The sequence below is a fragment of the Litchfieldia alkalitelluris genome (assembly GCF_002019645.1).
Taxonomy (GTDB): Bacteria; Bacillota; Bacilli; order Bacillales; family Bacillaceae_L; genus Litchfieldia; species Litchfieldia alkalitelluris.
In genome coordinates, this window is sequence record NZ_KV917374.1 from 4,041,569 (window position 1) to 4,065,559 (window position 23,991).

A 23,991-nucleotide genomic window follows, 5' to 3' on the forward strand; every position below is an offset into this window, starting at 1 on the left:
TAAGTCTATAAGTAGTTCCGTTTTGGAGTACAAACTCGAAAATAGCAGTCAACGGACTGCTATTTTATTGTGTAATCATAGATATATTCACTATTAAAATTGCAGGCTTTTCGTAAATGCCATTTTTTAAGATTATTCTGTAAAAATGTTATTCTATACAAAGCTTATTCAATGGATCATAATGTGCGATAAGCAAGTCCGAGATGCATAGTAGATATATATTGGATACTAGGTATATTTTTAATCACGGTCACTTTTGAAGTAATCGTTTTTCGTATTTGACCTTTACTACGCAGTAAATAAAAATAGAGGGAAAAATTCCCCTTAATCCATAAATAGCATTGAAAATAGCATAAATAGAGGGAGAAATCTCCCTTATTTGACTAGAAATACTTGAAAATAGGTGGTTTTTTTATTTATAAGTGGAAAAACTCCCCCTATTTACCTCAAAAACAGCCTTAATCTGCAAATAGCGGAAAAATCTACGCTTATTATTCCGCTAGGTGAGGACATGGCTGTTTATTTAGAGACAGTGGGAAAAGAATGACAAACCTTAGGTGTGAAAATAACATTTAAAATGAATCAATCGTTATTGTATCAAAAAAATAGCATACGAAATATGTTGCGATTCCGTATGCTAAAAGTATTGTTTTTTCTTCGTTTGTACAACTAAACTAAACTGAACTTCTTACCAAGTCTAGGACATCCCTTTTTTTTGTTTTGTATTATAATATCTATCCTAATATTGCTTGTAACAAAGCTTTTTGAACATGCATTCGATTTCCTGCTTGTTGGAAGATAAAGGAATTAGGACCATCGATAACTTCACTTGTTACCTCTTCACCACGATGTGCAGGTAAACAATGTAAAAATTGATAATTTTCTTTAGCTCCACTCACAAGATCCGCATTCACTTGATAGTCTTTGAATTGTTCAATCCGTTCCTGCTGCTCACTTTCCTGCCCCATACTCGCCCATACATCTGTATAAATAACATCAGCATCTTTAACTGCTTCGACCGGATTATGACTGATTTCGATTTTTGCGTTTGTTTGAAGTGCAAAGTTTTCTGCAATTTCAACGATTTGTTGCTTTGGCTTATAATTTTCAGGACAAGCAATTGTGCAATCCATTCCAACCTTTGCTGCAGCAATCATTAAAGAATGTGCAACATTATTTCCATCACCAACATAAACAAGCTTTAGTCCTTGAAGCTTTTTCTTCACCTCATAAATTGTTAGTAAATCAGCTAGTGCTTGGCATGGGTGAAAGTCTTCAGTTAACCCATTTATAACTGGAATTGATGCAGTCTTTGCTAGTTCTTCAATTTTTTCGTGTTCAAATGTTCGAATCATAATGGCATCCACATATTCTGATAAAACTCCTGCAGTATCTGCAATGGTTTCACCTCTACCTAATTGTAAATCATTGCTGTTAAGATAAATTGCATTACCACCTAATTGCAACATCCCCGCCTCAAATGACACACGAGTTCTAGTTGATGGCTTTTCAAAGATCATTGCAAGAGTCTTCCCTTGTAATACCTTTGATTGTTGGCCATTTAGATGTTTCTTTTTTAGGTCTACAGCGAGATCTAGTAGAGAAAGTATTTCCTCCTTTGAGAAGTCGATGAGGGTTAAGAAATCCTTGCCCTTAATATTTAAATCTTTCTTTATATTATAAACAACAGACATTACACAATCACTTCTTTCTTTAAGTAATCTTTATTTTTCCACTCTTGAACAGACCGAACAGTGAATTCCTTTTTATTTACTACATTTAGGAAAAGTGTCATCAATTCTCGATTAGTAAATACTTGAATACGATTTTTGCATGCTAACACACGGTAATTTTCGGAGTCTTGTTTTCCTGTCAAATCGAAAAATGCAAGAGCATTTTCTGTTCTAACCCAACTTGATACATCTTCACTTACGATTGGAATTAATCCTACTTCCTGAACAAGTGAAATAACTTCTTCAGCTTGGGTGTCACTGCTATAAATATAAATTTCTTTTGCTTTTAATTTACTTTCTAAATAGCTATGAAACACTTTTACAAAGGCTTCATCTAGTGTTGCGGCAATGCTAATTCCTTCACCAGTAGATTTCATTTCAGGCCCAACTAGTGGATCCCCACCAAGCTTGTGGGTCGAAAAAACTGGGTATTTAGCTGTATAAAAGGGTTGATCACTTAGGAGTCCCGTCTTTGATACGATATCTGTTAACTTGCTTCCTACCAAAAGCTTCGTAGCTAGTTGTACCATGGAGATCCCGGTAACCTTACTTACAACAGGTACCGTTCTACTAGCACGTGGATTGACCTCAAGAACATAAACCTCTTGATTATATAGAACAAATTGAATATTCATTAAACCAATAAATTGAAGCTTTGAGACAATTTTTTGTGAATACTCTTCCACTAGCTTCTTTTGTTCATCTAAAAGTGATACAGCAGGTAAAATCGCATGGCTATCACCGGAGTGAACACCCGCTTTTTCTACATGCTCTACAATTGTTGGAATAAGAATATCAACACCATCAGCGATTAAATCAACCTCAAATTCTTTCCCAGGGGCATATTTATCAAGTAAAATAGGATAGCCAATTTCTCTTTGGCTCGTCAGATAGGCTTGTAGCTCTGATTCATTATTCATTACAACCATCCCTTTGCCTCCAATGACATAGGAAGGTCTGATAAGAATAGGATAGCCAAGCTCTTTTGCCATCGTTAGTAGTTCTCCGTGATTAAAAGCCATTTTCCCTGGTAGATGGGGTACATCAATATCTTCAAGTAATTGATAAAAACGGTCCCGGTCTTCTAACTGATCGATGATATCATTGGTAATACCAAGTAAGGTTACTCCCGCTGCCTCTAAGTCTTTTGCAAGGTTAATTGCTGTCTGGCCACCATATTGCACTAATACCTTTGAAACATTTTCAGCTTCAATGACATTAAGAACATCTTCCAATGTAAGAGGTTCAAAATAAAGTCGATCAGCTACTTCAAAATCCGTACTAACTGTTTCTGGATTATTATTTATTAAAATCGTTTCATAGCCTTCTTCTTGAAGTGCTAAGATACCGTGAACTGAACTATAATCAAATTCTATCCCTTGCCCAATTCGAATTGGACCTGATCCAACGATTAAAACCTTTTGATTTGACGTTGGCTCTATTTCTGATTTCCCGAAATAGCTAGAATAAAAGTAAGCTGTTTGTGACTCGAACTCAGCTGCACAAGTATCAACCATACGATAACTAGGTAGTACGCCTAGCTCTTTTCTTCTCGCACGAACAACTAACTCTGATATATTTAATAGGCTTGCAATATATCCATCAGAAAAGCCCTTTTCTTTTATTGATTTCATTAACTCTAAATCTATTAATTCAATCTGTTTAGCAGCTAAGATTTGTTTTTCCATCTCAACAATCGACTGAAAGCTTTCTAGAAAGAATAAATCAATTAAAGATTGTTCATGGATGGTATGAATGGATATACCTCTTCTTAACAATTCGATAATGGCAAAAAATCGATCTTCATTTCCTTTTTTCAATAAAGTTAGTAATTCATCATCTTGTTTTACTGTCAATTTTTTTAAAGTGATACCAAAATTCTCACTTTCTAATGATGAAACTGCTTTTTGAATGGCTCTTTCCAGGCTCGTATCGATTGCCATCACTTCCCCGGTTGCCTTCATTTGAGTTCCAAGGGTATTCTCGACCGTTTGGAACTTATCAAAAGGGAACCGTGGAAACTTTACGACTACATAATCTAATGCAGGTTCGAAACTTGCAAATGTTCCCCCTGTTACAGGGTTTAGTAGTTCATCTAATGTATAACCAACCGCTAACTTTGCTGCGATTTTTGCAATAGGATAACCTGTTGCTTTTGATGCTAAAGCCGAAGAACGACTTACGCGTGGATTTACCTCAATTAAGTAGTACTTCTTACTATAAGGATCAAGAGCAAACTGGATATTACAGCCTCCAATGATTCCAAGTGCAGATATAATTTTAATAGAAGCACTGCGTAGCATTTGATATTCAACATCTGTCAATGTTTGAGATGGCGCAACAACAATTGAATCCCCTGTGTGAACACCAACAGGGTCAATGTTTTCCATGTTACAAATGGTGATACAAGTATCATTTTGATCTCTCATCACTTCGTATTCAATTTCTTTAAAACCAGCAATACTTCGCTCAATTAAGCACTGGGTGATCGGACTTTCCTCTAATCCACCTTTAACAATTTCTTTAAACTCTTCAATAGAATCTGCTATGCCTCCACCAGTACCACCGAGAGTGTATGCCGGTCTTATAATTAACGGAAATCCAATTTCATTTGCGAAGTCAACAGCTTCTTGAACTGTATGAACAATTTGACTTTCTGGGACTGGTTCAGCTAAGTCATTCATTAATTGTCTAAATTCTTCGCGGTCTTCCCCTTTTTTAATAGATTCAATGGGTGTACCAAGCAACTTAACCTGATATTTCTCTAATACACCGGCTTCATTTAATTGAAACGTAAGATTTAATCCTGTTTGACCACCTAGTGTTCCAATTAGTCCATCAGGTCTTTCTTTTTGAATAATTTTTTCTAGTGCTTTAACAGTTAATGGTTCAAAATAGACTACATCAGCATTAACTTCATCAGTCATAATCGTTGCCGGGTTATTATTCACTAAAATAACTTTATATCCTTCTTCTTTTAATGCACGACATCCTTGTGTTCCTGAGTAATCAAATTCAGCTGCCTGACCGATAACAATCGGGCCAGATCCGATAACTAGAATTGATTGTATCGTTGTATCTTTAGGCATACTGCTTTTCTCTCCTAACATTAGACAAGCTTTCAGTAAATTCGTTGAATATAAAACCACTATCGATTGGCCCTGGATGTGCTTCTGGATGAAATTGTACAGAGACAATTGGTAATGATTTATGAGCAATTCCCTCGATAGAGTTATCATTTACATTTTTAAATCGGACTGATAAACTTGTATTTTTCAAACTTTTAGCATCAACCACATAACTGTGATTTTGTGATGTGATGTACACTTTTTTATTGAAAACATCGATTACCGGTTGGTTTGCTCCCCTATGACCAAATCTTAACTTTTGCGTATCTGCACCAAATGCTAATGCAACGAGCTGATGACCAAGACATATTGCCAGAGTCGGGAAATTCTCAATGGTTTTTTTGATATTTGGAAGATATGATTTCAATTGTTTTGGATCTCCAGGTCCATTTGATAACACAATTCCATCTGGCTTTAGTTCCAAGATCTTTTCGTAAGGTGTTGAGTATGGTACAACTGTCACTGTACAGTCCCGCTCCACAAGAGATTCGATAATTGATTTTTTACAGCCAAAATCTACAAGAACGATATGTGTAGGACCCTCCCCATAGGTTACCTTTTGTTTAACCGAAACGTCAGCGACTGGGAATTTTTCAGTCGAAGGCGTTTGAACGACATTCTCTTCACAAGTCAAGCTTCCGTGCATTGTTCCAGACTTCCTAATTTGCTTTACGATTGCCCTTGTATCTGCATGAGATAATAAAGGAATATTCCATTTTGCGAGGTATTGCTTTAGAGAATGCTTTGCCTCATAGTGATACACTGTATCTTTGCATTCAAGAACAATCACACCAGCTACATGTGGCTTTTTACTTTCAAAATCGAAATCATTGATCCCGTAATTACCAATCAACGGATAAGTAAAAACAACAATTTGGTTTTTATAAGAAGGATCTGTCAAAACTTCTTGGTATCCTGTCATTCCTGTATAAAAAACGACTTCACCATTAAATGTTGTTTCTGATGAAGTAGTAAATAATTCACCTTGATACTTCTCGCCATTTTCTAAATATAAATAACCCTTCAATTTATCCACCTCGTATAAATATTTGCATTTAGGTATTTTTATGCATTGTTGTGTAAAAAAATTTATACTGGATGTAAAATATCCATATCGACGAGTGTTGTTTTTATCAACTCAATCGCCTTATTCATTTCTTCCATTGTGATTGTTAACGGAGGCAGTAAGCGAATTACATTTGGTCCAGCATTTAAAACTAGTAATCCATTTTCTCGTAATTTCGTAATAATTGCCGAAACATCCTGATGACATTCAATTCCAACCATTAGCCCTTTACCTCTAATTTCCTTTATCAAACCAGTAGAATTGAGAACCTTTTTAAGCTCTGAAAGAAGATACTCACCTTTCTTAGAAACATCTAGTAAAAATTCTTCCTTAAAAATAATCTCTAAAGTTGCTTTCGCTGCTGAAATTGAGATTGGATTACCACCAAACGTTGATCCGTGTGATCCTGGTCCAAATGATTCCACAAGCTTTGCTTTACCAATCATTGCTCCAATCGGAAGACCACTTCCAAGACCCTTTGCAGAGGTAATGATATCTGGACTAATATTAAAATGTTGATATCCAAATGGCTTTCCAGTTCGACCAATACCTGTTTGTACTTCATCAATAATTAACAAAGCCCCAAACTGCTTACAAAGCTGCTCAGCTTTTTTAAGAAATTCTGGTATCGCTGGTACAACTCCACCCTCACCTTGTATCACTTCAAGCAGAATTGCTGCAACAGAATCATCCATTTCCTTTTCTAAACTTTCACTATCATTATAGGGTAAGTAAGTAAATTCTTGTAATAAAGGACCAAATCCAGAATGAATTTTCTCTTGCCCTGTTGCTGACATTGTTGCGAATGTTCTGCCATGAAAAGACTGTTTAAACGTGATTATTTTAGACTTTCCAGTATGCCTTCTAGCAAGCTTAATAGCAGCCTCATTCGCTTCTGCTCCACTATTACAGAAAAACACAGCATCTCCATCACTAAAGTCGACTAACATCTTACCCACTTCTTGTTGCGGTTGCTGATGATATAAATTAGACATATGCCAATATTTATCAAGTTGTTCAAGAATTGACTTTTTTACCGACTCATGACAATTGCCTAAGTTATTTACTGCTATCCCTGAAACAAAATCTAAATATTCCTTCCCTTGTTCATCTATGACCTTAGATCCATCAGCAGAAGCAACATTTATATTCCAGCGATTATAGGTTGGAAATAAGCTATTCATTATACCGCCTCCAATTCTTTTGTCAATTTAGTCCCGGCTAAGTTCCCATTCAAACTGACAAGTGATTCTTTCCCACTTACGATCATAACTTCATTAAGCCCTGCTGACAAAGCCGATAATGCAGCGTCCACCTTTGGAATCATCCCACCAAATATCGTGCCATCAGCGATTAAATTTTTCACACCTTCAGTTGATACCTCTTCTATTAAGCTTCCATCTTTTAAAATGCCAGGAACATTGGTTACAAATAATAAATGTTTTGCATGTAGTGCCTCTGCTATGCTTGCTGCAGCAGTATCTGCATTGATATTAAGTTTACCACCGGACACATTCACAGCAATTGGAGAAATAACTGGGATATAGTCCACCTGTAATAACATATCAATCAATTTTATATCAATCTGTTGTACTTTCCCAACCAACCCCAGCGTTTGCTCATCAATTGATGTTGCTTTAAGTAAGTCACCATCAACACCTGACAAACCGACTGCCTTCATTCCATGATTTGTTAAAGTTGACACAAGCTTTTTATTTACATTCCCAGAAAGTACCATTTCTACTACTTCCATTACTTCAGGCGTTGTTTTTCTTAGTCCATTTACGAATTCACTTTCGATTGCAAGAGAGGTTAACATACTTTCAATCTCTGGTCCTCCACCATGAACAATGACTACTTTGTTTCCTTGTTTTTGTAATTCTTTTATACTCTGAAAAAAGGAATCTGTTAATTCGGCTAAAATACTTCCTCCGCATTTAACAACGATTGTATTATCCATCTACGATTCCTCCTTAAGTACGATAACTAGCATTTATTTTGACATAATCATAGGTTAGGTCACAGCCCCAAGCAGTACCTTCACCTTCACCAATGTTTAAGTTCACATTAATTAGTACTTCATTCTGATTCAAATAATCTTTAGCAGCTTCTTCTAAAAATGATACAGGCTGACTAGCTTTTAACATCGTTATTGTTCCGATTGAAACATCCACCGTTTCTGGATTAACGACTGCATTACTGTGACCAATTGCCCCGATAATTCTACCCCAGTTTGCGTCTGTTCCATAAATTGCTGTCTTAACCAAATTTGAACCAACAATTTTCTTTGCAATAATTCTAGCATCTTCATTCGTCTTTGCTCCGGCTACTTTTACTTCAACCAGCTTTGTTGCCCCTTCGCCATCTCTAGCAATCTGTTTAGCCAAATCTTGAAAAATAAGATGTAATCCTGATTTAAATTTATTCCACTCAGGATGAGTTGGTGATAAAGAATCGTTTTCAGCCAACCCACTTGCCATCACAAGAACCGTGTCATTTGTTGATGTTTCTCCATCAACAGTAATCTGATTGAATGTGATATCAGTCATTTCACTTATCGCCGCTTGTAGGTGACTTGATTCTATGTTTGCATCTGTTGTTATAAATGCAAGCATTGTCGCCATGTTTGGATGAATCATTCCTGATCCTTTTGCCGCACCACCAAATGTAATGGTTTTCCCATCAACTTCAATTTGATAACATGCTTTTTTCATCACAATATCAGTAGTTAAGATGGCTGTTTGAAAGTCCTCTGCTGCATCTTTCGTTTGATCAGGTTGTAACAACTTAATTCCAGCTGCAATTTTATCCATTTGTAGTAATTCACCAATTACACCTGTCGAGCAAACAGCGACATGATTTTCATTCAAGCCTAAATGTTCTGCACAAAGCTCTCTCATTTTAAAAGCATCAATCATGCCTTGTTCACCCGTACATGCATTTGCACATGCACTATTAACAATAATTGCTTGTAGCTTTTGTTCTGTAGCTATACTCTGCTGTGTTACCTTTAATGGAGCAGCTTGAAAGTGACTTTGTGTATAAACGGCCCCACTGCTTGCTGGTACCTCGCACACAATAACCCCTATGTCTTTCTTTGCATACCTGAGTCCTGCATGGATTCCTGCAGACGTAAATCCTCTAGGTGTTACAATTGACCCGTTATCTAGTTTATTTATCTTTACTTTATCAGTTGTTAATTGCAAAAAAATCTCCCCCTACATTTACGGAAACATTGGAATTCGATGTAATCCAGTTTTTTCATCGATGTTCATCATTATATTTAAATTTTGAATCGCTTGACCTGCCGCACCCTTTACGAGGTTATCAATCACTGAAACAATTGTAACTCGCCCAGTCCTCTCATCATAAGTGACGGAAATATCGCAAAAATTCGAGCCATGTACTTCTTTAGTGGATGGATACACACCTTTTTCTCTAATCCTTACAAAAGGTTTGTTTTCATAACTAGTTTTATACAAATCAAGTAAACTATCAGTTGTGAACGAGTCATTGTTTGCATTCGCATAAATAGTTGCCATAATCCCTCGTGTCATCGGAACAAGATGGGTACTGAATGTAATTGTATTTACTTCCTCATTCCATGATTTTAAGATCTGCTCAATCTCAGGAATATGTTGATGTTGATTTACTTTATATATTTTAAGGTTATCGTTAATTTCAGCGTAATGTGTTGCCAATGAAGCATTTCTTCCTGCACCAGAAACTCCAGACTTTGCATCAATAATGATAGATTTCTCATCAATCATCTTATTTTTCACAAGAGGAGCCAATCCTAAAAGTGTGGCTGTTGGGTAACAACCTGGATTTGATATGAAACTTGCTGAAGTGATTTTCTCACGATTCCATTCTGACAATCCGTATACAGCTTTTTGTAGATGATCAGTTGAAGCTGCTGATTTTTTATACCATGCTTCATAAACTTGAGGATCCTTCAATCTAAAATCTCCTGATAAATCAATTACCTTTACATTTTGATTTAAGAATTCGATGGCAAGCTTTGAAGCAATTCCTGCTGGTGTCGCAAGAAAAACTACATCTACTTCTTGAGCTATCTTCTCAGTATTAATTTCTTCTAACTGATGATTTATAAGATTCACTAAATGCGGATAACTTTCCTTTAATAATGCGCCTACTTGTGATGATGAATGTACAGAATGAATGGTCACATATGGATGATTTTCTAAAAGTCTAACTAATTCAATTCCACTATATCCAGTCACACCAATGATTGCAGCCTTCATTTGTTCCTCCTAAAAAGCTAAGATTATAGTTTTCCTCTTTGAAAGCTTAGCCTTTAAATTAGTCTCAATTATAATACTGCATAAACATAAAATCAATTGTATTTTTATAAAAAGGCGAAATTATTTAACTTCTCTTTTGTGTGAGGACTTCTTACAAGGTTTTGCCATTAAACAATAAAAAAGAAGAATGAATCAATCATCCTTCTTCACCATATGCCCTTCTTATTAAATATTGCTTAGAAAATTCAGAATAGGTATTTGCCTGTATATTTTTACGAAACAAAAATCAAAGTAGCTAGAAAAAATATGACAGAATTAATGATTTCTAATATACCAATTTTCATGATTGATAGATTCTTACCGTATAAATAAATGGCTCTAATCAAACTTGGTAAATAACCGATAACTAGGAGGGGATATCCAACTACAATTAAAAGCATAACTAAGCCTGCATGGTATCCCCATGAAATCCATTTGTAGGTTACGTTTTTTTTCTCTCGAATCATTGTTTTCACAAAAAAGGTACTTCCGATAAAAAAGAGACTAGATAAAGTAAATATCATTAACGCAATCTGATCAATGACTCCTACTCCAGCATAGTAGCTTGCTAATCCACCAATTGAAAAAGCGATTATCGCACTAAAATCATTGATTAAGGCTCGTTCATTTTTTCTTTTAGCATAGTAGATATTTACCAAGAAGAACGGTAACATGATTAAGCCAAAAAATATGAAGTGAACATTTGAAATGACAACAATCACTAATGAAAAAACGACTGGAACTAAATAAATAACGGTCCATTTAACATGTAACTCTCTATTCTTATTCTTTATCACCATTAAAAGTGGATAGGTTGCTAAATAAAGAAATAGCCAGCCAATGAATAATGGTATATGAAGCCACGTTGGTGATCCTAAGAATATTCCTAATAAAAACGGAATCACAAGCATTGCCCATGCTCCATGCTGTTTTGGTAATAATATTTTCATACACTCACCTCTGGTTACTTTTTCTCCTTAAGTATATCGTGTAAGAACAATCTTTGGTGTGATACAGTTCACATTAAAAAAGGCACTAGAACTATACCTAGTGCCTGACATTTATATTTAACCGCCACTTACTGGAGGGATAAGTGCAACAATATCTCCAGGTTGAATAACATCCTCATCAACCCCATATTCCTCATTAATTGCAATCATCACTTGACTGATTTGCTCAAAGCCAAATGACTCTTTTAAATATTGTTTTAACTCAGCAACAGTCAACGGAGCACAATCAATCTCAATTTTTTCTTTTCCTAACACTTCCTGGAGGTGTGCAAAAAGTAAAACTGTAATCATTCTAACTCCTCCTTTTGTGGATGACCTTCAGGGTATTCAATTGTTTCTAGCTGATTCCCCATCCACATTTCTCCATTTTCCCAATGTTCCTTTTTCCAAATTGGTACAATTTGCTTTATGCGCTCAATTGCATATTCATTCGCTTGATATGCATCTTTTCGATGAGGTGTTGATACTGCAATAATTACAGCAATATCGGATATTTCTAAGCGACCAATTCTGTGGCTGATTGCCGTTGTTGCATCTGGCCATTTTTCCTTGATCTCCTCACCAATACGACTGAGTTGTTTTTCTGCCATAGGAACATATGCATCATATTCTAAATATAATGTTCGCTTCCCTTTCGTTAATTCCCTAACCGTTCCAATAAAGGTTGTGACTGCACCAGCCTCACGTCGAACCACTTTTGCTGTTACTTCTTCAATACTTAAAGGTGCTTTTGTTATTAAAAATAAATTGTTATCCATTGTAATCCCTCACAAACTGTTCGATCCATTCCAACAACTCTTCTTGTGCATTGATAGAAAAAACCGGTTGTTTAATTAAACGATGATGTTCATTGGGTAGCCATGAAATAACTGCTACCACATGTTGTGTTTTATTCAAAAGTTCCATATCTTCCTGGTTACGTAGAATGACTAATTTCGGATATCGCTCTTTTTTATATCCCTCAATAATGATTAAATCTAGCTGAACCTGAGAATATAATGTGATAATTTCATCTAATTTCCAAGACTTTTTTTTCATTTGAATTTGAAGAACCCCTTCGCCTTCAACAGAGCTTACTGCTGCACCAGCTAAACGATGACGTTCAGTATCTTTTCCTTTATCAGATGATTCAGGTTCCCCTCCATGGCCATGATGCTTAATTGTTCCTATCCTTAAATCTTTACTAGTCAAAGATTTAACTATTTTTTCAACAACCGTGGTTTTTCCACTATTTTGATAACCAACCACTTGAAGAATAGGTGGGGTTGTTATTTCCACGGCCATTGACTTCCCTCTTGATCTTCTAAGAGCAAAACTTCTACAAAACTGCCTTTCTCATACCCCCGTGTTCCACCTGGTAAAACCATTAATGCATTGGCACCTGCAGTTGACGAAACAACATTAGACTTGTCTAACCCACTAGGTGCAACCAGAACGGACCCTTTTTCAAAAGATAATTTACTACGAACAAATCTAGTAAACGGATTCGGTTTCAAAAAGTCAGTTGCTAGTTGTGCAGTTATTTTTTGTAGATGGGGTGAGTCTGAATATAAGTAAGTTCTTATAACTGGCCGTGTATACAATTCAAATCCTACATAACATGCAGATGGATTTCCTGACAATCCAAATAACAACTTTCCGTTTAAAACAGCAATTGTTGTGACACTTCCAGGCCGCATGGCTATTTTATTAAATAAAACCTGTGCTCCAAGTTTTTCATAAATAGCTGGTAGATAATCATAGTCCCCTACTGAAACCCCACCAGTTGTAATAAACAAATCCACCTCTGAGATAGCATCCTCGATTGCTTTATAACACAGCTCAAAATCGTCAGGAAGCTTTCCTAAATAAGTCGGTATAGCTCCTGCGCGTTCAATTTGCGCCATAATCATATGGGAATTACTATTTCTTATTTTCCCAGGTACTAATGATTCATGCACATCTAGTAATTCTGTCCCTGTCGCAAACACTCCAACAATAGGTTTCTTCGCAACTTTCACTTTGTCATATCCGAATGTTGCAAGTAGGGCTTTCACACCTGGATTTATAAATGATCCTTTTTTTACAAGAACGGTATCTTTGGTTGTATCTTCTCCTTGAAATGAAATATTATCTCCTTCTTTAAAGGATCTCTTAATACTCATATAATCTATACCGTTTCTTTTATACTCTTTTGTAAGTTCTAGCATAACTACTGCATCACAATCACTTGGCATTTGTGCCCCTGTCATGATTCTTATTGCCTGAAAAGCTTCAACTTTCTTTTTAGTCACATATCCCGCACCGATTTCATCAATAACTTCAAATTCGATAGGATGATTTTGGTTCGCATTTTTTGAATCGATTGATCGTATAGCAAATCCGTCATAAGGAGATCGGTTAAACGGCGGGACATCATGAGTGGCAGTTAAATCTTCTGCCAGAAAACGACCATAACATTCATTAATTGAAATCTCTTCTACTAAACCTGGTGCCGCAAAGTTCATTACGTTTCTGACTGCTTCTTCTACTGGTATTGGTTTTCGCCTTTCAACCATATCTTCACCTACTATTTCTTTTATTCTTTTATTTATAACAGTTTTTGGGGTGAAAAGAAATTGATAAATATCACACTTGGTCTATCACCCAAGTTATCATTACTTATTATAAGAGAAGAGAAGGGGGCTGAAGCTCTCGGGGGAACTATACACCAAAACAAAGTTCAACTCTTTATACTTTCCTAAATAAGCAACAGAAGAGAATCTATATAACGGGTTCTATCACAAACATTAAAGTGAAGTAAAATGAGTGCCAATTTCCATATAAAATTGACACCATAGCTATTTGGGTCGAGAAATAACAAAAATTTGTATAGGAAAATGCCCCCCAAAAAATTAGGGGTACAATGGCTGGCTGTTGTCTAAAATAAGCTGACTTATTCCGGTTAGCAGGCTGAATAGAGCTCCGTTCTGGGTATATAAGCGGAGATTTTCCGACTAAACTAAGCACAATTACCTATTTTGACCGTTTTTGGAGTCAATAGTCGGAATTTTTCCGTCTATTTAAGCCATTTTAAGTGATATTTCCTATTTAAGAGAAATTTCTCCGCTTATTTTATTACCAATCATTCTGATTCCCATTTCAAAGTTATTCTTCCAAATTCAACCCTTTCATGTTTGGTAGAAGCTATATCCACCCTATTAACATAATTTAAAATGATCTTACTTAATTAAATATGTAATAAGAAGCATGATAAACGAAATAATAACCGTGGTTATCACCCAAGCCCATGCCAATGTCATATTCCCTGAATCAATTGCCACATAGATCCCTGTAGGTAGAGTAAGTGTTTTACCAGGAATAATACCAGCAAACATTAAGGTTGCTCCAAACTCCCCTAAAGCTCTAGCAAAACTCAATACAAACCCCGCAATAATTGTCTTTAAAGCAAGTGGAATTGAAATAAAGAAAAAGGTTTGCACTCCAGTTGCACCATCAACTGCAGAAGCTTCTTCAATCGCTTTATCAATGGAGTGAAATCCTGCTTTAGCTGTTTGATACATAAGAGGAAAGGCCACAACTGTTGAAGCTATCACTGCCGCCCCCCATGTAAACATTAAAGATTGATCAAACAAAGCAAGAATGAGCCGTCCTATAGGCCCGTTATTCCCGAATATAACGATGAGAAAAAAACCAATCACAGTAGGTGGCAGCACAATGGGTAACATTAAAACCGTTTCAACTATAATTTTACCTTTAAAATTTTTCACGACCATTAATCTTGCGATAATAATCCCAGAACATAAAACAATAAGTCCGGATATAAGTGCAATACTGATTGATAATTTAATTGGTGACCAAAATAATTCTTCCATAGCAATATACCCCAATTGTTGAAAAGTCTTCACAAATCTCTTAAGCCTATTATAACAGCGTTAAGAGCGTACTCGCACTTTTTGTTCACATGACTGTGCGGTACATCACATTGACTGTACTTACTTTTTCCCGTTAAATCTAATTATAAGAAAACAAAGCTCCGTCATATCATTCGCATGAACCTATGCATATACACAATAATCTTTCTTAGCACAAAATAAATCTAAGAAAAGGATGAAAACTAATGGTTAAACTGAAAAGTCATGCTCGACCAACTCTATCTGTTGAATTAAATGAATTGTTAAAATCAGCAGAGCATACATTACCTATTAAAAAGGGAACCTTTTTATTTCAAGAGGGAATGCCTGCAACAGAATTATATGTGATCCGCTCGGGACGCATTAAAATTAGTAAACTCTCTTCTGATGGAAGAGAACTCTCACTCCGAATTTGTACTTGTGATGAAATAGTAGGCGAATTAACCTTATTTACTGAAGAAGCTAAGTATATCTTTAACGCAGTGGTTGTAGAAAGTGGCGAAGTCGCTGTGATTAATAAGAATGAACTCGAGAGAAAATTATTTGAAAACAACAAACTAGCGTTTGAATTCATGAAATGGATGAGCGATCATTTCAGAAAAACACAAACAAAATTTCGAGACTTAGTTCTTTATGGGAAAAAAGGAGCCTTATACTCCACATTAGTACGAATGACAAATAGTTATGGAGTAAAAACAGAGGACGGAATTTTAATTGATTTACCGTTAACGAATCAAGAGCTTGCCAATTTTTGTGCGACAACAAGAGAAAGTGTAAACAGAATGCTTAATGATCTTAGAGGAAAAAATATCCTTTCGATCAAAAAAGGAAAAATTACCATTCATGATTTGAACTTTATAAAAAAGGAAATTAATTGTGAAGAGTGTCCCGCTGTTTTTTGTAGTATCGAATAATCAACTTTTAAAGCTGACTTTTAGTCAGCTTTTAGTTGGCTCTTTCTTCTTTCTCAAGCTTTCCGGAATATACACACAATAAGGCTCACTTTCAAGATAATCTCCAGTTGCAGCGTATGCACGGGATCTTGAACCACCGCAAACAAAACGAAATTCGCATACTCCACATTTGCCCTTATACATATCTGGGTTTCTTAAATCTTTAAAAATTGGAGACTCACGATAAATTTCAGGTAAAGAAGTTTCTCTCACATTTCCCGCTTTAACAGGAAGCAACCCACTGGGATAAACATCCCCAATATGCGAGATAAACACAAAACCATTCCCATCATTAACTCCCTTTGGTGCTCTTCCTAAGCCATCAAAAGATCCTGTTTTACCTTCCATTAATGCATCTTTATATTTAACAATCTCTTTTTCAACTTTTGATTCTCTCATTTTTGATTGAATAACTACTCTACGATAGTGCTGAGCAGCGGTTGTTTTTATATCAAACGGTACTTTTTTACTAAGCTCGTACAGCCAACGGAATACATGTTCATGTTGTGCTGGAGTAATCATATCTTCATCCTTACCACGACCTGTTGGCACGAGGAAAAACACGCTCCATAAAACACAATCCAACTTTTCTACTAATGCTGCCATTTCCTCTAGAACATTTATATTATAATTTGATATCACCGTATTTATTTGGACTGGTATTTCTAACTCATGTAAATAGTTAATTGAATTCATTGTTAACTCGAATGAACCCGCTGTTCCCCGAAAATGATCATGGATTTCAGCTGTAGGACCATCCAAGCTAAATGCCCACCTAGCAAGCCCCACTTGCTTCGCTTTTTGAATTGCTTCTTTTGTTACATTGGGGGTAGCACTAGGAGTCATTGATACTCGTACGCCCTTTTTTATCGCATATTCAGCGATATCATAGACATCTGGTCGCATCAATGGATCTCCACCTGTAAAAACCAGCATAGGATTATTCATCGAGTAAATATCATCAATAAGCTTTTTTCCTTCTTCAAATGACAGTTCAAATGGATTTCTTTTATATTGTGCTTCTGCACGACAATGCAAGCAATTTAATTGACAAGCGCGTGTTAATTCCCAAATGACAATAAAAGGATCTTTGTTAAAATCTCTATCAAACATAGATTGTCCTCCCTTGTTATGCCTTGATAGAATGATTTTAACATGTCTCGTTTTAGGAATATGTGAAGCAAATCACTAATTAAACATTATCTTTCATAAAGACTGTTTTATCGTAAACTTTAGTATAAGGCCACTAGCAACAACCTCTCAGAAAAGAGCCTTTATAAATCTGATGGATAATTCACGTTATTAAACTCTTCCTCCATTGAATTCAACTCGACATCAGTTAAGTACCTTATCCTTCCCAGCTCTAATAAAGAAGTCATTCTTAGGTTTTCTTTGTCTAAAAGCTCTTTAATCATTGGCGTCATACGGGCCGAATAAACCCCTATCAACGGTTGAATTTTCCCCTTTATTTTTGGGATGATTGCATCTATGTCTTTACTTCTGTAGCTTAATATACGATTCATTAATTTCCCACTTACTTTTGGCGTATCACAGGGTAAAACAGTATACCAATCTCCTGTTTCTTCAATCATGCCTGAGTACAATCCAGCTAAAGGCCCAAGCCCTCTATAGGCAGCTACATCCTCGATTATTTTTTCATGACAAAATCTAGCAAGCTGGGAGCTGATTTTTGGATGACTCGTAACAATCACTTTGTCAGAAGTTTGTTTTAACACTTCCAAGGAGTACATAAACATTGGTTTATCGAGCAAATTCGCAAACGCCTTTTGACTTCCAAAACGCCGTGACACCCCTCCAGCTAGTAAAATTCCAACAATCTGTTCATTTTTTTCCATGATCAAATCTTCCTTTTAGATTTAATTGGTTTTATAAATGAAAAAAGAAGAGATTCCCTTCAGAGAAACCCCTTCCTAATTTTCATTAGCCTTATTAGTCACGAACACCTAGTGCAATTTTTGCATATCTGGACATTTTGTCCTTAGTCCATGGTGGATTCCACACAATGTTAACCTCAACTTCTTTGATTTCAGGCAAATCAATTAACGCTCGTTTTACATCTTCAGCAATTGTCCCAGCTAAAGGGCATCCCATTGAAGTTAATGTCATTGTAACTGTAGCTACTCCTGCGTCATCGAGCTGGGCACCATATACTAAACCAAGATTGACGATATCTACACCAAGCTCTGGATCATTTACAGTTTCTAATGCACCCATAATATTTTCTTCTAAAGCTTTATCCATCCTTATCGCCCCTTACGTAAGTTTTAGTTATTTACAGTATAACGAAAACATTGCTTCAATGAAAATAATGTGACTTATTCTCTTCTCTACAGATGCTTCCTAAACCATTCTACGGTTTCAAGTAAGGCTTCCCTTGATACTTTATGTCCACGGGTTGGATCTTCTAAGAACTTCAAGTTTTCTTCATTTCCCTTATAAAAGGGTTGGATTTGTTTATAGAATTCATAAGTAAATTGAAATGGAACAACCTCATCATTTTTACCATGCCAAAACAATATCGGTCTTCCATTTAACTTTTCAGGTTGGTGACCTAGGTCAAACTTCTTCAGTAATGCAATTTGCTGTTCAATTTGTTCATCTGTTAATGGTAGCTTAGTTCCTTGTTTCCTGAATCCAGCAATTAAGCCTCGACAAAACCCTTCGTAATGGGGACTTCCCATTAGACTCACAGCTGTTTTTATCCACTCATATTGAGTAAGGGCTCCTAACATAGTAATGGCTCCCATGGAGGTCCCCGCAACGCCTATCCGTTCTCTATCAACTAAATTAAGAGAAATCAATTCATCCTTTAATAAAGATAATTCTTTAATATTAGTAAGAACAATGTCCCAAAATTTAAGACTTAAGTTTATCCCTTTGAATTGAGTAGCCCTCTCACCATGGTACAATGAATCAGGGAGAATAACACGATATCCTTCTTCAGCCAATAAGTAAGCAAAGTGCAAATTATGTTCCTTTGCACTTGTAAAGCCATGAAAAAAGATAATCAATGGTAATGAATGGTCTTTACTTTCTTCTTTTACAATATGTAAGGTTGGTATTTGACCAACTATTCGATTTTCGATGATAACCATATACATGCTCCTTTTAGGAAATAATTCATTTCGACAAAACATATATATAGTGTATCATGGACAAATATTTTTTGGAAAATATATGAATCCACACAAATTTGACGTTTATGTACATTATTGCTTATTGTAGTAGTAAAAATACAATCCAAAAAAAGGGGATATTATGACAAAACCACATTTAATTGCACTTGATTTAGATGGGACTCTCTTGAAAGATGATAAAACCATATCATCTTTTTCAAAATCCGTTTTAAAAAAAGCAAGAGAAGAAGGCCATATTGTTGTAATCGCAACCGGGCGACCATTTAGATCCAGTTCTATGTATTATAAAGAACTAGGTCTAGATACACCAATTGTTAATTTCAACGGCGCATTTGTCCACCATCCCTTAAGTAATGCTTGGGGTGTATACCATCAGCCAATGGATCTTAAGACCGTAAAAGAAATTGTTGAAGCAAGTGAAGAATTTAGAGTACATAATATATTAGCTGAAGTTATAGATGATGTATATTTTCACTACCATGATGAAAAGTTGCTGGATATCTTTAGTCTAGGGGATCCAACAATTCAAACAGGAGATTTACGCCAAATCCTCCATCATGATCCTACAGCCCTTTTAATCCACCCAAAAGAGGACCATGTAGATTCTGTTCGGAAACATTTATCAGATGTTCATGCAGAAGTCATTGATCATCGAAAATGGGGTGCTCCTTGGCATGTGATTGAGATTGTAAAATCAGGTTTAAATAAAGCTGTCGGATTACAAAGAATCGCTGAATATTTTAACATTCCTAAAGACCGAATAATTGCCTTTGGGGATGAAGATAACGATTTCGAAATGATTGAATATGCGGGGCATGGTGTTGCAATGGGAAATGGGATTAAGCAATTAAAAAACTTAGCTAATAGTATTACCCTAACTAATGAAGAAGATGGCATTGCAGTTTACTTAAAGGAACATTTAAAATTATAGTACAGTAATTTCCTTTTATAAAAATTGCGTAATATCATACACTAAGTTAGACGCGCATATGAGTGTGTCTGAAGCTAATCTTAGCAATAGGGAGGAATATATATGGGTAGCAATAAGTCAAAGCGATTTGTTCAACAAGGCGTAGATTCTTTGCAAAAGTACTCAGAAAGATTCCCTTACCGCTCGACATTAGCAGAAGCTGAAGAAAAGAAGCGAGAAAATGTTGAAAAATCCTCATATGGAGGGATATAACTATGGGTAACGCTCTATTTCAAAAAGCTCGTGAAACGGTTGCTTTAGCTGAACAAGCACAAGCAGCCCAAATCGATCTTTGTCCAATAGAAGCAAAACAAGTTGCCAGAAACGCTTTGTCTTCTGCGTTTGCAAACTCGACGGTGGCTGAGAAAGAACAGCTTCATGATCTTCAGGATCGATTAGATCAAGTTGAATAACGATTAGGTTATATTACACACTGGACTGTCGGTTTAACGGCAGTCCTTTTTATTGGGATTAGCATCTTTCTTCATCTCACGCCGGATTGTGAATTCTGGATTCTGTACTTCGCTGCTGAATTTTAGATTTGTCCGGATTTTCTCCTTATCCCGCCCGATTCGGGCACTAACCCGCCACTTTTCTCACTGTTCTCGCCCAATTATGTGTTCTGCATTCCTTTGTTTTCGCGCTCTGGCCCGATTTTCTTCACATCCCGCCGTATTCGGACGCTAACCCGCCGCTTTTCTCACTGTTCTCGCCCGATTTTGTGTACTGCACTCCTGTGTTTTCTCGCTCTGGCCCGATTTTCTTCACATCCCGCCGCATTCGGGCACTAACCCGCCGCTTTTCTCACTGTTCTCGCCCGATTTTTTTAGGGTGAACAACTAATTAAAATCACTCCACTTCACAAATAGAAAAAGGGCACCAATTAGGCACCCAATAAACTTTATTTTCCACTAAATTGCTCAAGAACCGTATGATAACGATTTACGATTTCCCCATCTTTCGCGCTTCTTTCGTATAAAACAAGTGTTGCAGTCCCATTTGATGGTAGCTTATCACTAGGGATTGAAATGTTGATCTCAAAAGGAGACCAGCTTGGAGCACCCTCATCAGCCTGAAATACGGTTTCTTTAACTAAGTAATCATGACCATCTTCAACCGAATAGAAAAAGCTCGCTTCAAAAACCCTTGCTTCACCTGTTACTGTATACTCTCCATCACTGCCCATAACATGGATATTACGAAAAGCTGTGTTTTCTTCGGGAACAGTTACTTTAGCATCAGCTCTTAATGTTTCTGCAACAGCTACATCCACACCATTCACTTGCGTTGCTACAATTTCAACAGTTGCCGTATATTCTCCACTAGCAATACGCTCCCCCGTTTGATTGTAGTTCCACACTTCTGTCCATGATACTTCTTCTCCCGCTTTGATTTCAACATCCTGTAATGCCATAATAAAAGATTTATCAATTGAATAGCGATATACTTCCAATCCAGCTTTGTTCTTGACATAAATCTCATATTTCTGGCCTGATGTAAATGTTAGAGTAACATCTTGATCACTTGTATTTTTTAAAGTAATCGTAAAGGCTGCATCACCAGCAGTTGCAGAAGTCTCTAATTCGACCTCTACCAGTTCTAGCAATTCTTGAACGTCTCCTGACACAGTATCTTCATTTCTATCATCTGGTTTCTCGACGATTGGTGTTCCGTTGACTGGTGTTTCAGGATTTTCTGCATCCTCCCCTTGACTCGCATTCGTATTCCCACTAGTTCCACAACCAGAAATGATTAATAGTGATACTATGCTTAATAAAAGATATCTTAACATGTTTATTAACCTCCTTTTACTTATATAGTCGTATAATTTAAGAAAAGGTTACTGCTCTTTTCGAAAGAATCCAAATATCCCTGCAGTTTCAATAATATTTGTAAACGCATGTGGGTCAACTGCTTTTAACACTTGTTCTAAATCGAATAGTTCATAGCGTGTTATTACTATGATCATCAAGTCTTTACTATCATTTGTAAAGGCTCCTTTAGCTGGCACCATTGTAATTCCTCTTACAAGTTTTTCATTTATTGCCTTTTTCAGTTCATCTGCTTTTTTAGTTACAATCATGGCAGTAAGTTTTTCATGGCGTGTATGAATTGCATCTATGATTCTCGTCGATACATAAAGAGTAACGAGTGTATATAATGCTTTTTCCCATCCGTAAAGAAGCCCTGCTGTCAAAATAATAACTGAATTTAATATAAAAAAGTAAGTTCCCACGGGCTTATCTTTCATTCGAGATAAAAGCATAGCAACAATATCTAATCCTCCTGTTGAAGCACCCCACTTTAGGGTAAACCCGACACCTACAGCTATGATTACCCCTCCAAATACGGCATTTAAGATAATATCATCCGATAGTTTGTAGATTGGTAAAATTGAAAGAAAAAATGTTGTTGCAGCAACTGATAAGAAGCTGTAAAGCGTAAATGACTTCCCGATTTTTTTCCACCCTATAATCGCAACAGGAATATTCAGAAGAAGTAAAACAATCCCTGTTGAAATATAAAATGGTGTATATTCTTCAAGTGTTCTTGATATTAATTGAGATATACCCGTAAAACCACTAGCATACACATCTGCTGGAATTAAGAATAGATTAAGTGCAATGGCATTTAAAAATGCACCGAATATCACAACGATGCTTTTTTTCAATTGTAATAGTACCAAGCTATCACTCCTCACCTAGTGTTAATGATAGTTTGCTCATAATATTCATCTTTTACCCTTTATTTGCTAATACTAGAAGACAATGATTGTTTTTTCATACAAGACTCGCTACACTAAAATCAAGGACTTATATTATTTATAATTTATTGTTCGAATATAAAAAAGAGGTGAAGTAATGAGTATTAAAATACTTGCAGATAGTGCTAGTGATTTGCCGTTGGATTTTTTCAAAGAATCAGGTGTTACACTATTTCCTCTTGGCGTCCATTTAGATGGCGATGATTACTTGGATTTGGCAACGTTAAATCCATCCGAGGTTTTTAAAAGAATGAGAAATGGGTCTGCTCCTAAAACATCTCAAGTTTCTCCACATTTATTTAAAGAGGAGTTTACGAAGCTTGCAAAGGAAAAGCAAAGTGCTATCTATATTGCTTTTTCATCGGAACTTTCTGGAACATATCAAACTTCTGTGATGATTAAAGCCGAAGTGCAAGAAGAATTCCCGGACTTCGATCTCACGATAATAGATACAAAATGTGCTTCTCTTGGATTAGGATTAGTTGTTAAAAAAGCTGTGGAATTAGCAGCAGCTGGTGCAACGAAAGAGGAAATTATTGCTGAGGTAAGGACTCAAGTAAAACATATGGAACACATCTTTACAGTAGACGACTTAGATTATTTGGCTCGTGGTGGAAGAGTAACCAAAACAGCAGCATTCGTGGGTGGATTATTGAATATCAAACCTATTCTTAATGTTGAAGATGGAAAGCTGATACCTTTAGAAAAAATTCGCGGGAAGAAGAAAGTTGCCAAACGGATTTTAGAAATAATGGAGGAAAGAGGTACAAATCTTTCTGAACAAACAATCGGCATAAGTCATGGTGATGATCTTGAAGCTGCGGAAGAATATAAGCAATTATTTGAGGAAAAGTTCGGATGTAAATCAGTATATATAAATATGATTGGTGCATCTATTGGCTCACACGCAGGTCCAGGAACAATTGCCATCTTTTTCTTGAACACAAACCGCTCTTAACCTCATACTTTGCACTCGACTGGAAATGATATTAATTTAAATGATTTGTATCAA

24 protein-coding genes are annotated in these 23,991 nt (G+C 36.1%); 5 read left to right on the forward strand and 19 right to left on the reverse strand.

Translation table 11 applies throughout. From position 1 onward, the window contains the following. Nucleotides 1-734 precede the first annotated feature (734 nt). From argF to modB, 13 genes are all read right to left on the reverse strand, one after another. Nucleotides 735-1,694: an ornithine carbamoyltransferase gene (gene argF, locus BK579_RS18845; protein WP_078548134.1), complete on the reverse strand. Its 960-nt coding sequence runs from the start codon at nucleotides 1,692-1,694 to the stop codon at nucleotides 735-737. Beyond that, a complete protein-coding gene (locus BK579_RS18850; protein WP_078548136.1) occupies nucleotides 1,694-4,822 on the reverse strand; it encodes a carbamoyl phosphate synthase large subunit in 3,129 nt (1,042 codons plus the stop codon). Before BK579_RS18850 ends, argF begins: the two co-directional genes overlap by 1 nt. After that, nucleotides 4,815-5,888 carry a carbamoyl phosphate synthase small subunit gene (locus BK579_RS18855; RefSeq protein WP_078548138.1) on the reverse strand — a complete coding sequence of 358 codons (1,074 nt, stop codon included), beginning with the start codon at nucleotides 5,886-5,888 and terminating at the stop codon, nucleotides 4,815-4,817. Before BK579_RS18855 ends, BK579_RS18850 begins: the two co-directional genes overlap by 8 nt. 62 nt (nucleotides 5,889-5,950) lie before the next feature. After that, nucleotides 5,951-7,111: an acetylornithine transaminase gene (locus tag BK579_RS18860; protein WP_078548140.1), complete on the reverse strand. Its 1,161-nt coding sequence runs from the start codon at nucleotides 7,109-7,111 to the stop codon at nucleotides 5,951-5,953. Continuing rightward, the gene (gene argB / locus BK579_RS18865; protein ID WP_078548142.1) at nucleotides 7,111-7,887 is read right to left on the reverse strand and encodes an acetylglutamate kinase; all 777 of its coding nucleotides are present in this window, start codon (nucleotides 7,885-7,887) and stop codon (nucleotides 7,111-7,113) included. Before argB ends, BK579_RS18860 begins: the two co-directional genes overlap by 1 nt. Nucleotides 7,888-7,900: 13 nt before the next feature. Next, entirely contained in the window at nucleotides 7,901-9,133 is a 1,233-nt protein-coding gene (gene argJ / locus BK579_RS18870) for a bifunctional ornithine acetyltransferase/N-acetylglutamate synthase (RefSeq protein ID WP_078548143.1), read from the reverse strand. 18 nt (nucleotides 9,134-9,151) lie between these two features. After that, nucleotides 9,152-10,192, reverse strand: a complete 1,041-nt coding sequence (argC, locus tag BK579_RS18875; protein WP_078548145.1) for an N-acetyl-gamma-glutamyl-phosphate reductase — start codon at nucleotides 10,190-10,192, stop codon at nucleotides 9,152-9,154. Nucleotides 10,193-10,464: 272 nt separating this feature from the next. After that, complete coding sequence (locus BK579_RS18880; protein WP_078548147.1) at nucleotides 10,465-11,181, reverse strand: YwiC-like family protein; 717 nt, start codon at nucleotides 11,179-11,181, stop codon at nucleotides 10,465-10,467. Nucleotides 11,182-11,298: 117 nt separating this feature from the next. Further along, entirely contained in the window at nucleotides 11,299-11,532 is a 234-nt protein-coding gene (moaD, locus tag BK579_RS18885) for a molybdopterin converting factor subunit 1 (protein WP_078548148.1), read from the reverse strand. Beyond that, a complete protein-coding gene (locus BK579_RS18890; protein WP_078548150.1) occupies nucleotides 11,529-11,999 on the reverse strand; it encodes a molybdenum cofactor biosynthesis protein MoaE in 471 nt (156 codons plus the stop codon). Before BK579_RS18890 ends, moaD begins: the two co-directional genes overlap by 4 nt. Beyond that, complete coding sequence (mobB, locus tag BK579_RS18895; RefSeq protein WP_078548152.1) at nucleotides 11,992-12,525, reverse strand: molybdopterin-guanine dinucleotide biosynthesis protein B; 534 nt, start codon at nucleotides 12,523-12,525, stop codon at nucleotides 11,992-11,994. The genes BK579_RS18890 and mobB overlap by 8 nt, the downstream gene beginning before the upstream one ends. Continuing rightward, a complete protein-coding gene (locus tag BK579_RS18900) occupies nucleotides 12,510-13,778 on the reverse strand; it encodes a molybdopterin molybdotransferase MoeA (RefSeq protein WP_078548154.1) in 1,269 nt (422 codons plus the stop codon). Before BK579_RS18900 ends, mobB begins: the two co-directional genes overlap by 16 nt. A 663-nt stretch (nucleotides 13,779-14,441) precedes the next feature. After that, a complete protein-coding gene (modB, locus tag BK579_RS18905; RefSeq protein ID WP_078548155.1) occupies nucleotides 14,442-15,095 on the reverse strand; it encodes a molybdate ABC transporter permease subunit in 654 nt (217 codons plus the stop codon). Nucleotides 15,096-15,340: 245 nt separating this feature from the next. Here modB and BK579_RS18910 point away from each other — a divergent pair, with 245 nt between their 5' ends. After that, nucleotides 15,341-16,048 (forward strand): Crp/Fnr family transcriptional regulator, encoded by a 708-nt coding sequence (locus BK579_RS18910; protein WP_078548157.1) that lies wholly within the window; start codon nucleotides 15,341-15,343, stop codon nucleotides 16,046-16,048. Between the two features lie 24 nt (nucleotides 16,049-16,072). Here BK579_RS18910 and BK579_RS18915 read toward each other — a convergent pair whose 3' ends face one another. From BK579_RS18915 to yjfP, 4 genes are all read right to left on the reverse strand, one after another. After that, complete coding sequence (locus BK579_RS18915) at nucleotides 16,073-17,200, reverse strand: TIGR04053 family radical SAM/SPASM domain-containing protein (RefSeq protein WP_078548158.1); 1,128 nt, start codon at nucleotides 17,198-17,200, stop codon at nucleotides 16,073-16,075. A gap of 161 nt (nucleotides 17,201-17,361) precedes the next feature. Continuing rightward, complete coding sequence (gene mobA, locus BK579_RS18920; protein WP_078548160.1) at nucleotides 17,362-17,943, reverse strand: molybdenum cofactor guanylyltransferase; 582 nt, start codon at nucleotides 17,941-17,943, stop codon at nucleotides 17,362-17,364. 94 nt (nucleotides 17,944-18,037) lie between these two features. After that, the gene (locus BK579_RS18925) at nucleotides 18,038-18,349 is read right to left on the reverse strand and encodes a metal-sulfur cluster assembly factor (RefSeq protein WP_078548161.1); all 312 of its coding nucleotides are present in this window, start codon (nucleotides 18,347-18,349) and stop codon (nucleotides 18,038-18,040) included. A gap of 86 nt (nucleotides 18,350-18,435) precedes the next feature. Further along, nucleotides 18,436-19,203: an esterase gene (gene yjfP / locus BK579_RS18930; protein ID WP_078548163.1), complete on the reverse strand. Its 768-nt coding sequence runs from the start codon at nucleotides 19,201-19,203 to the stop codon at nucleotides 18,436-18,438. Nucleotides 19,204-19,366: 163 nt separating this feature from the next. On the opposite strand from yjfP, the gene BK579_RS18935 reads away from it, so the two are divergent. From BK579_RS18935 to BK579_RS18945, 3 genes are all read left to right on the forward strand, one after another. Further along, on the forward strand, nucleotides 19,367-20,176 hold the full coding sequence (locus tag BK579_RS18935; RefSeq protein WP_078548164.1) for a Cof-type HAD-IIB family hydrolase: 810 nt from the start codon (nucleotides 19,367-19,369) through the stop codon (nucleotides 20,174-20,176). A 102-nt stretch (nucleotides 20,177-20,278) separates the two neighbouring features. Beyond that, nucleotides 20,279-20,428 (forward strand): competence protein, encoded by a 150-nt coding sequence (locus tag BK579_RS18940; RefSeq protein WP_078548166.1) that lies wholly within the window; start codon nucleotides 20,279-20,281, stop codon nucleotides 20,426-20,428. A 2-nt stretch (nucleotides 20,429-20,430) separates the two neighbouring features. Continuing rightward, nucleotides 20,431-20,628 (forward strand): DUF3813 domain-containing protein, encoded by a 198-nt coding sequence (locus BK579_RS18945; RefSeq protein WP_078548167.1) that lies wholly within the window; start codon nucleotides 20,431-20,433, stop codon nucleotides 20,626-20,628. A 488-nt stretch (nucleotides 20,629-21,116) separates the two neighbouring features. Here BK579_RS18945 and BK579_RS18950 read toward each other — a convergent pair whose 3' ends face one another. After that, nucleotides 21,117-22,007, reverse strand: coding sequence for a BsuPI-related putative proteinase inhibitor (locus BK579_RS18950; protein WP_078548169.1), 891 nt, complete (start codon nucleotides 22,005-22,007; stop codon nucleotides 21,117-21,119). A 48-nt stretch (nucleotides 22,008-22,055) separates the two neighbouring features. Next, on the reverse strand, nucleotides 22,056-22,901 hold the full coding sequence (locus BK579_RS18955; protein WP_078548170.1) for a YitT family protein: 846 nt from the start codon (nucleotides 22,899-22,901) through the stop codon (nucleotides 22,056-22,058). Nucleotides 22,902-23,076: 175 nt separating this feature from the next. Between BK579_RS18955 and BK579_RS18960 the strand changes: the two genes are divergently transcribed. Further along, on the forward strand, nucleotides 23,077-23,937 hold the full coding sequence (locus BK579_RS18960) for a DegV family protein (protein WP_078548172.1): 861 nt from the start codon (nucleotides 23,077-23,079) through the stop codon (nucleotides 23,935-23,937). Nucleotides 23,938-23,991: the final 54 nt, after the last annotated feature.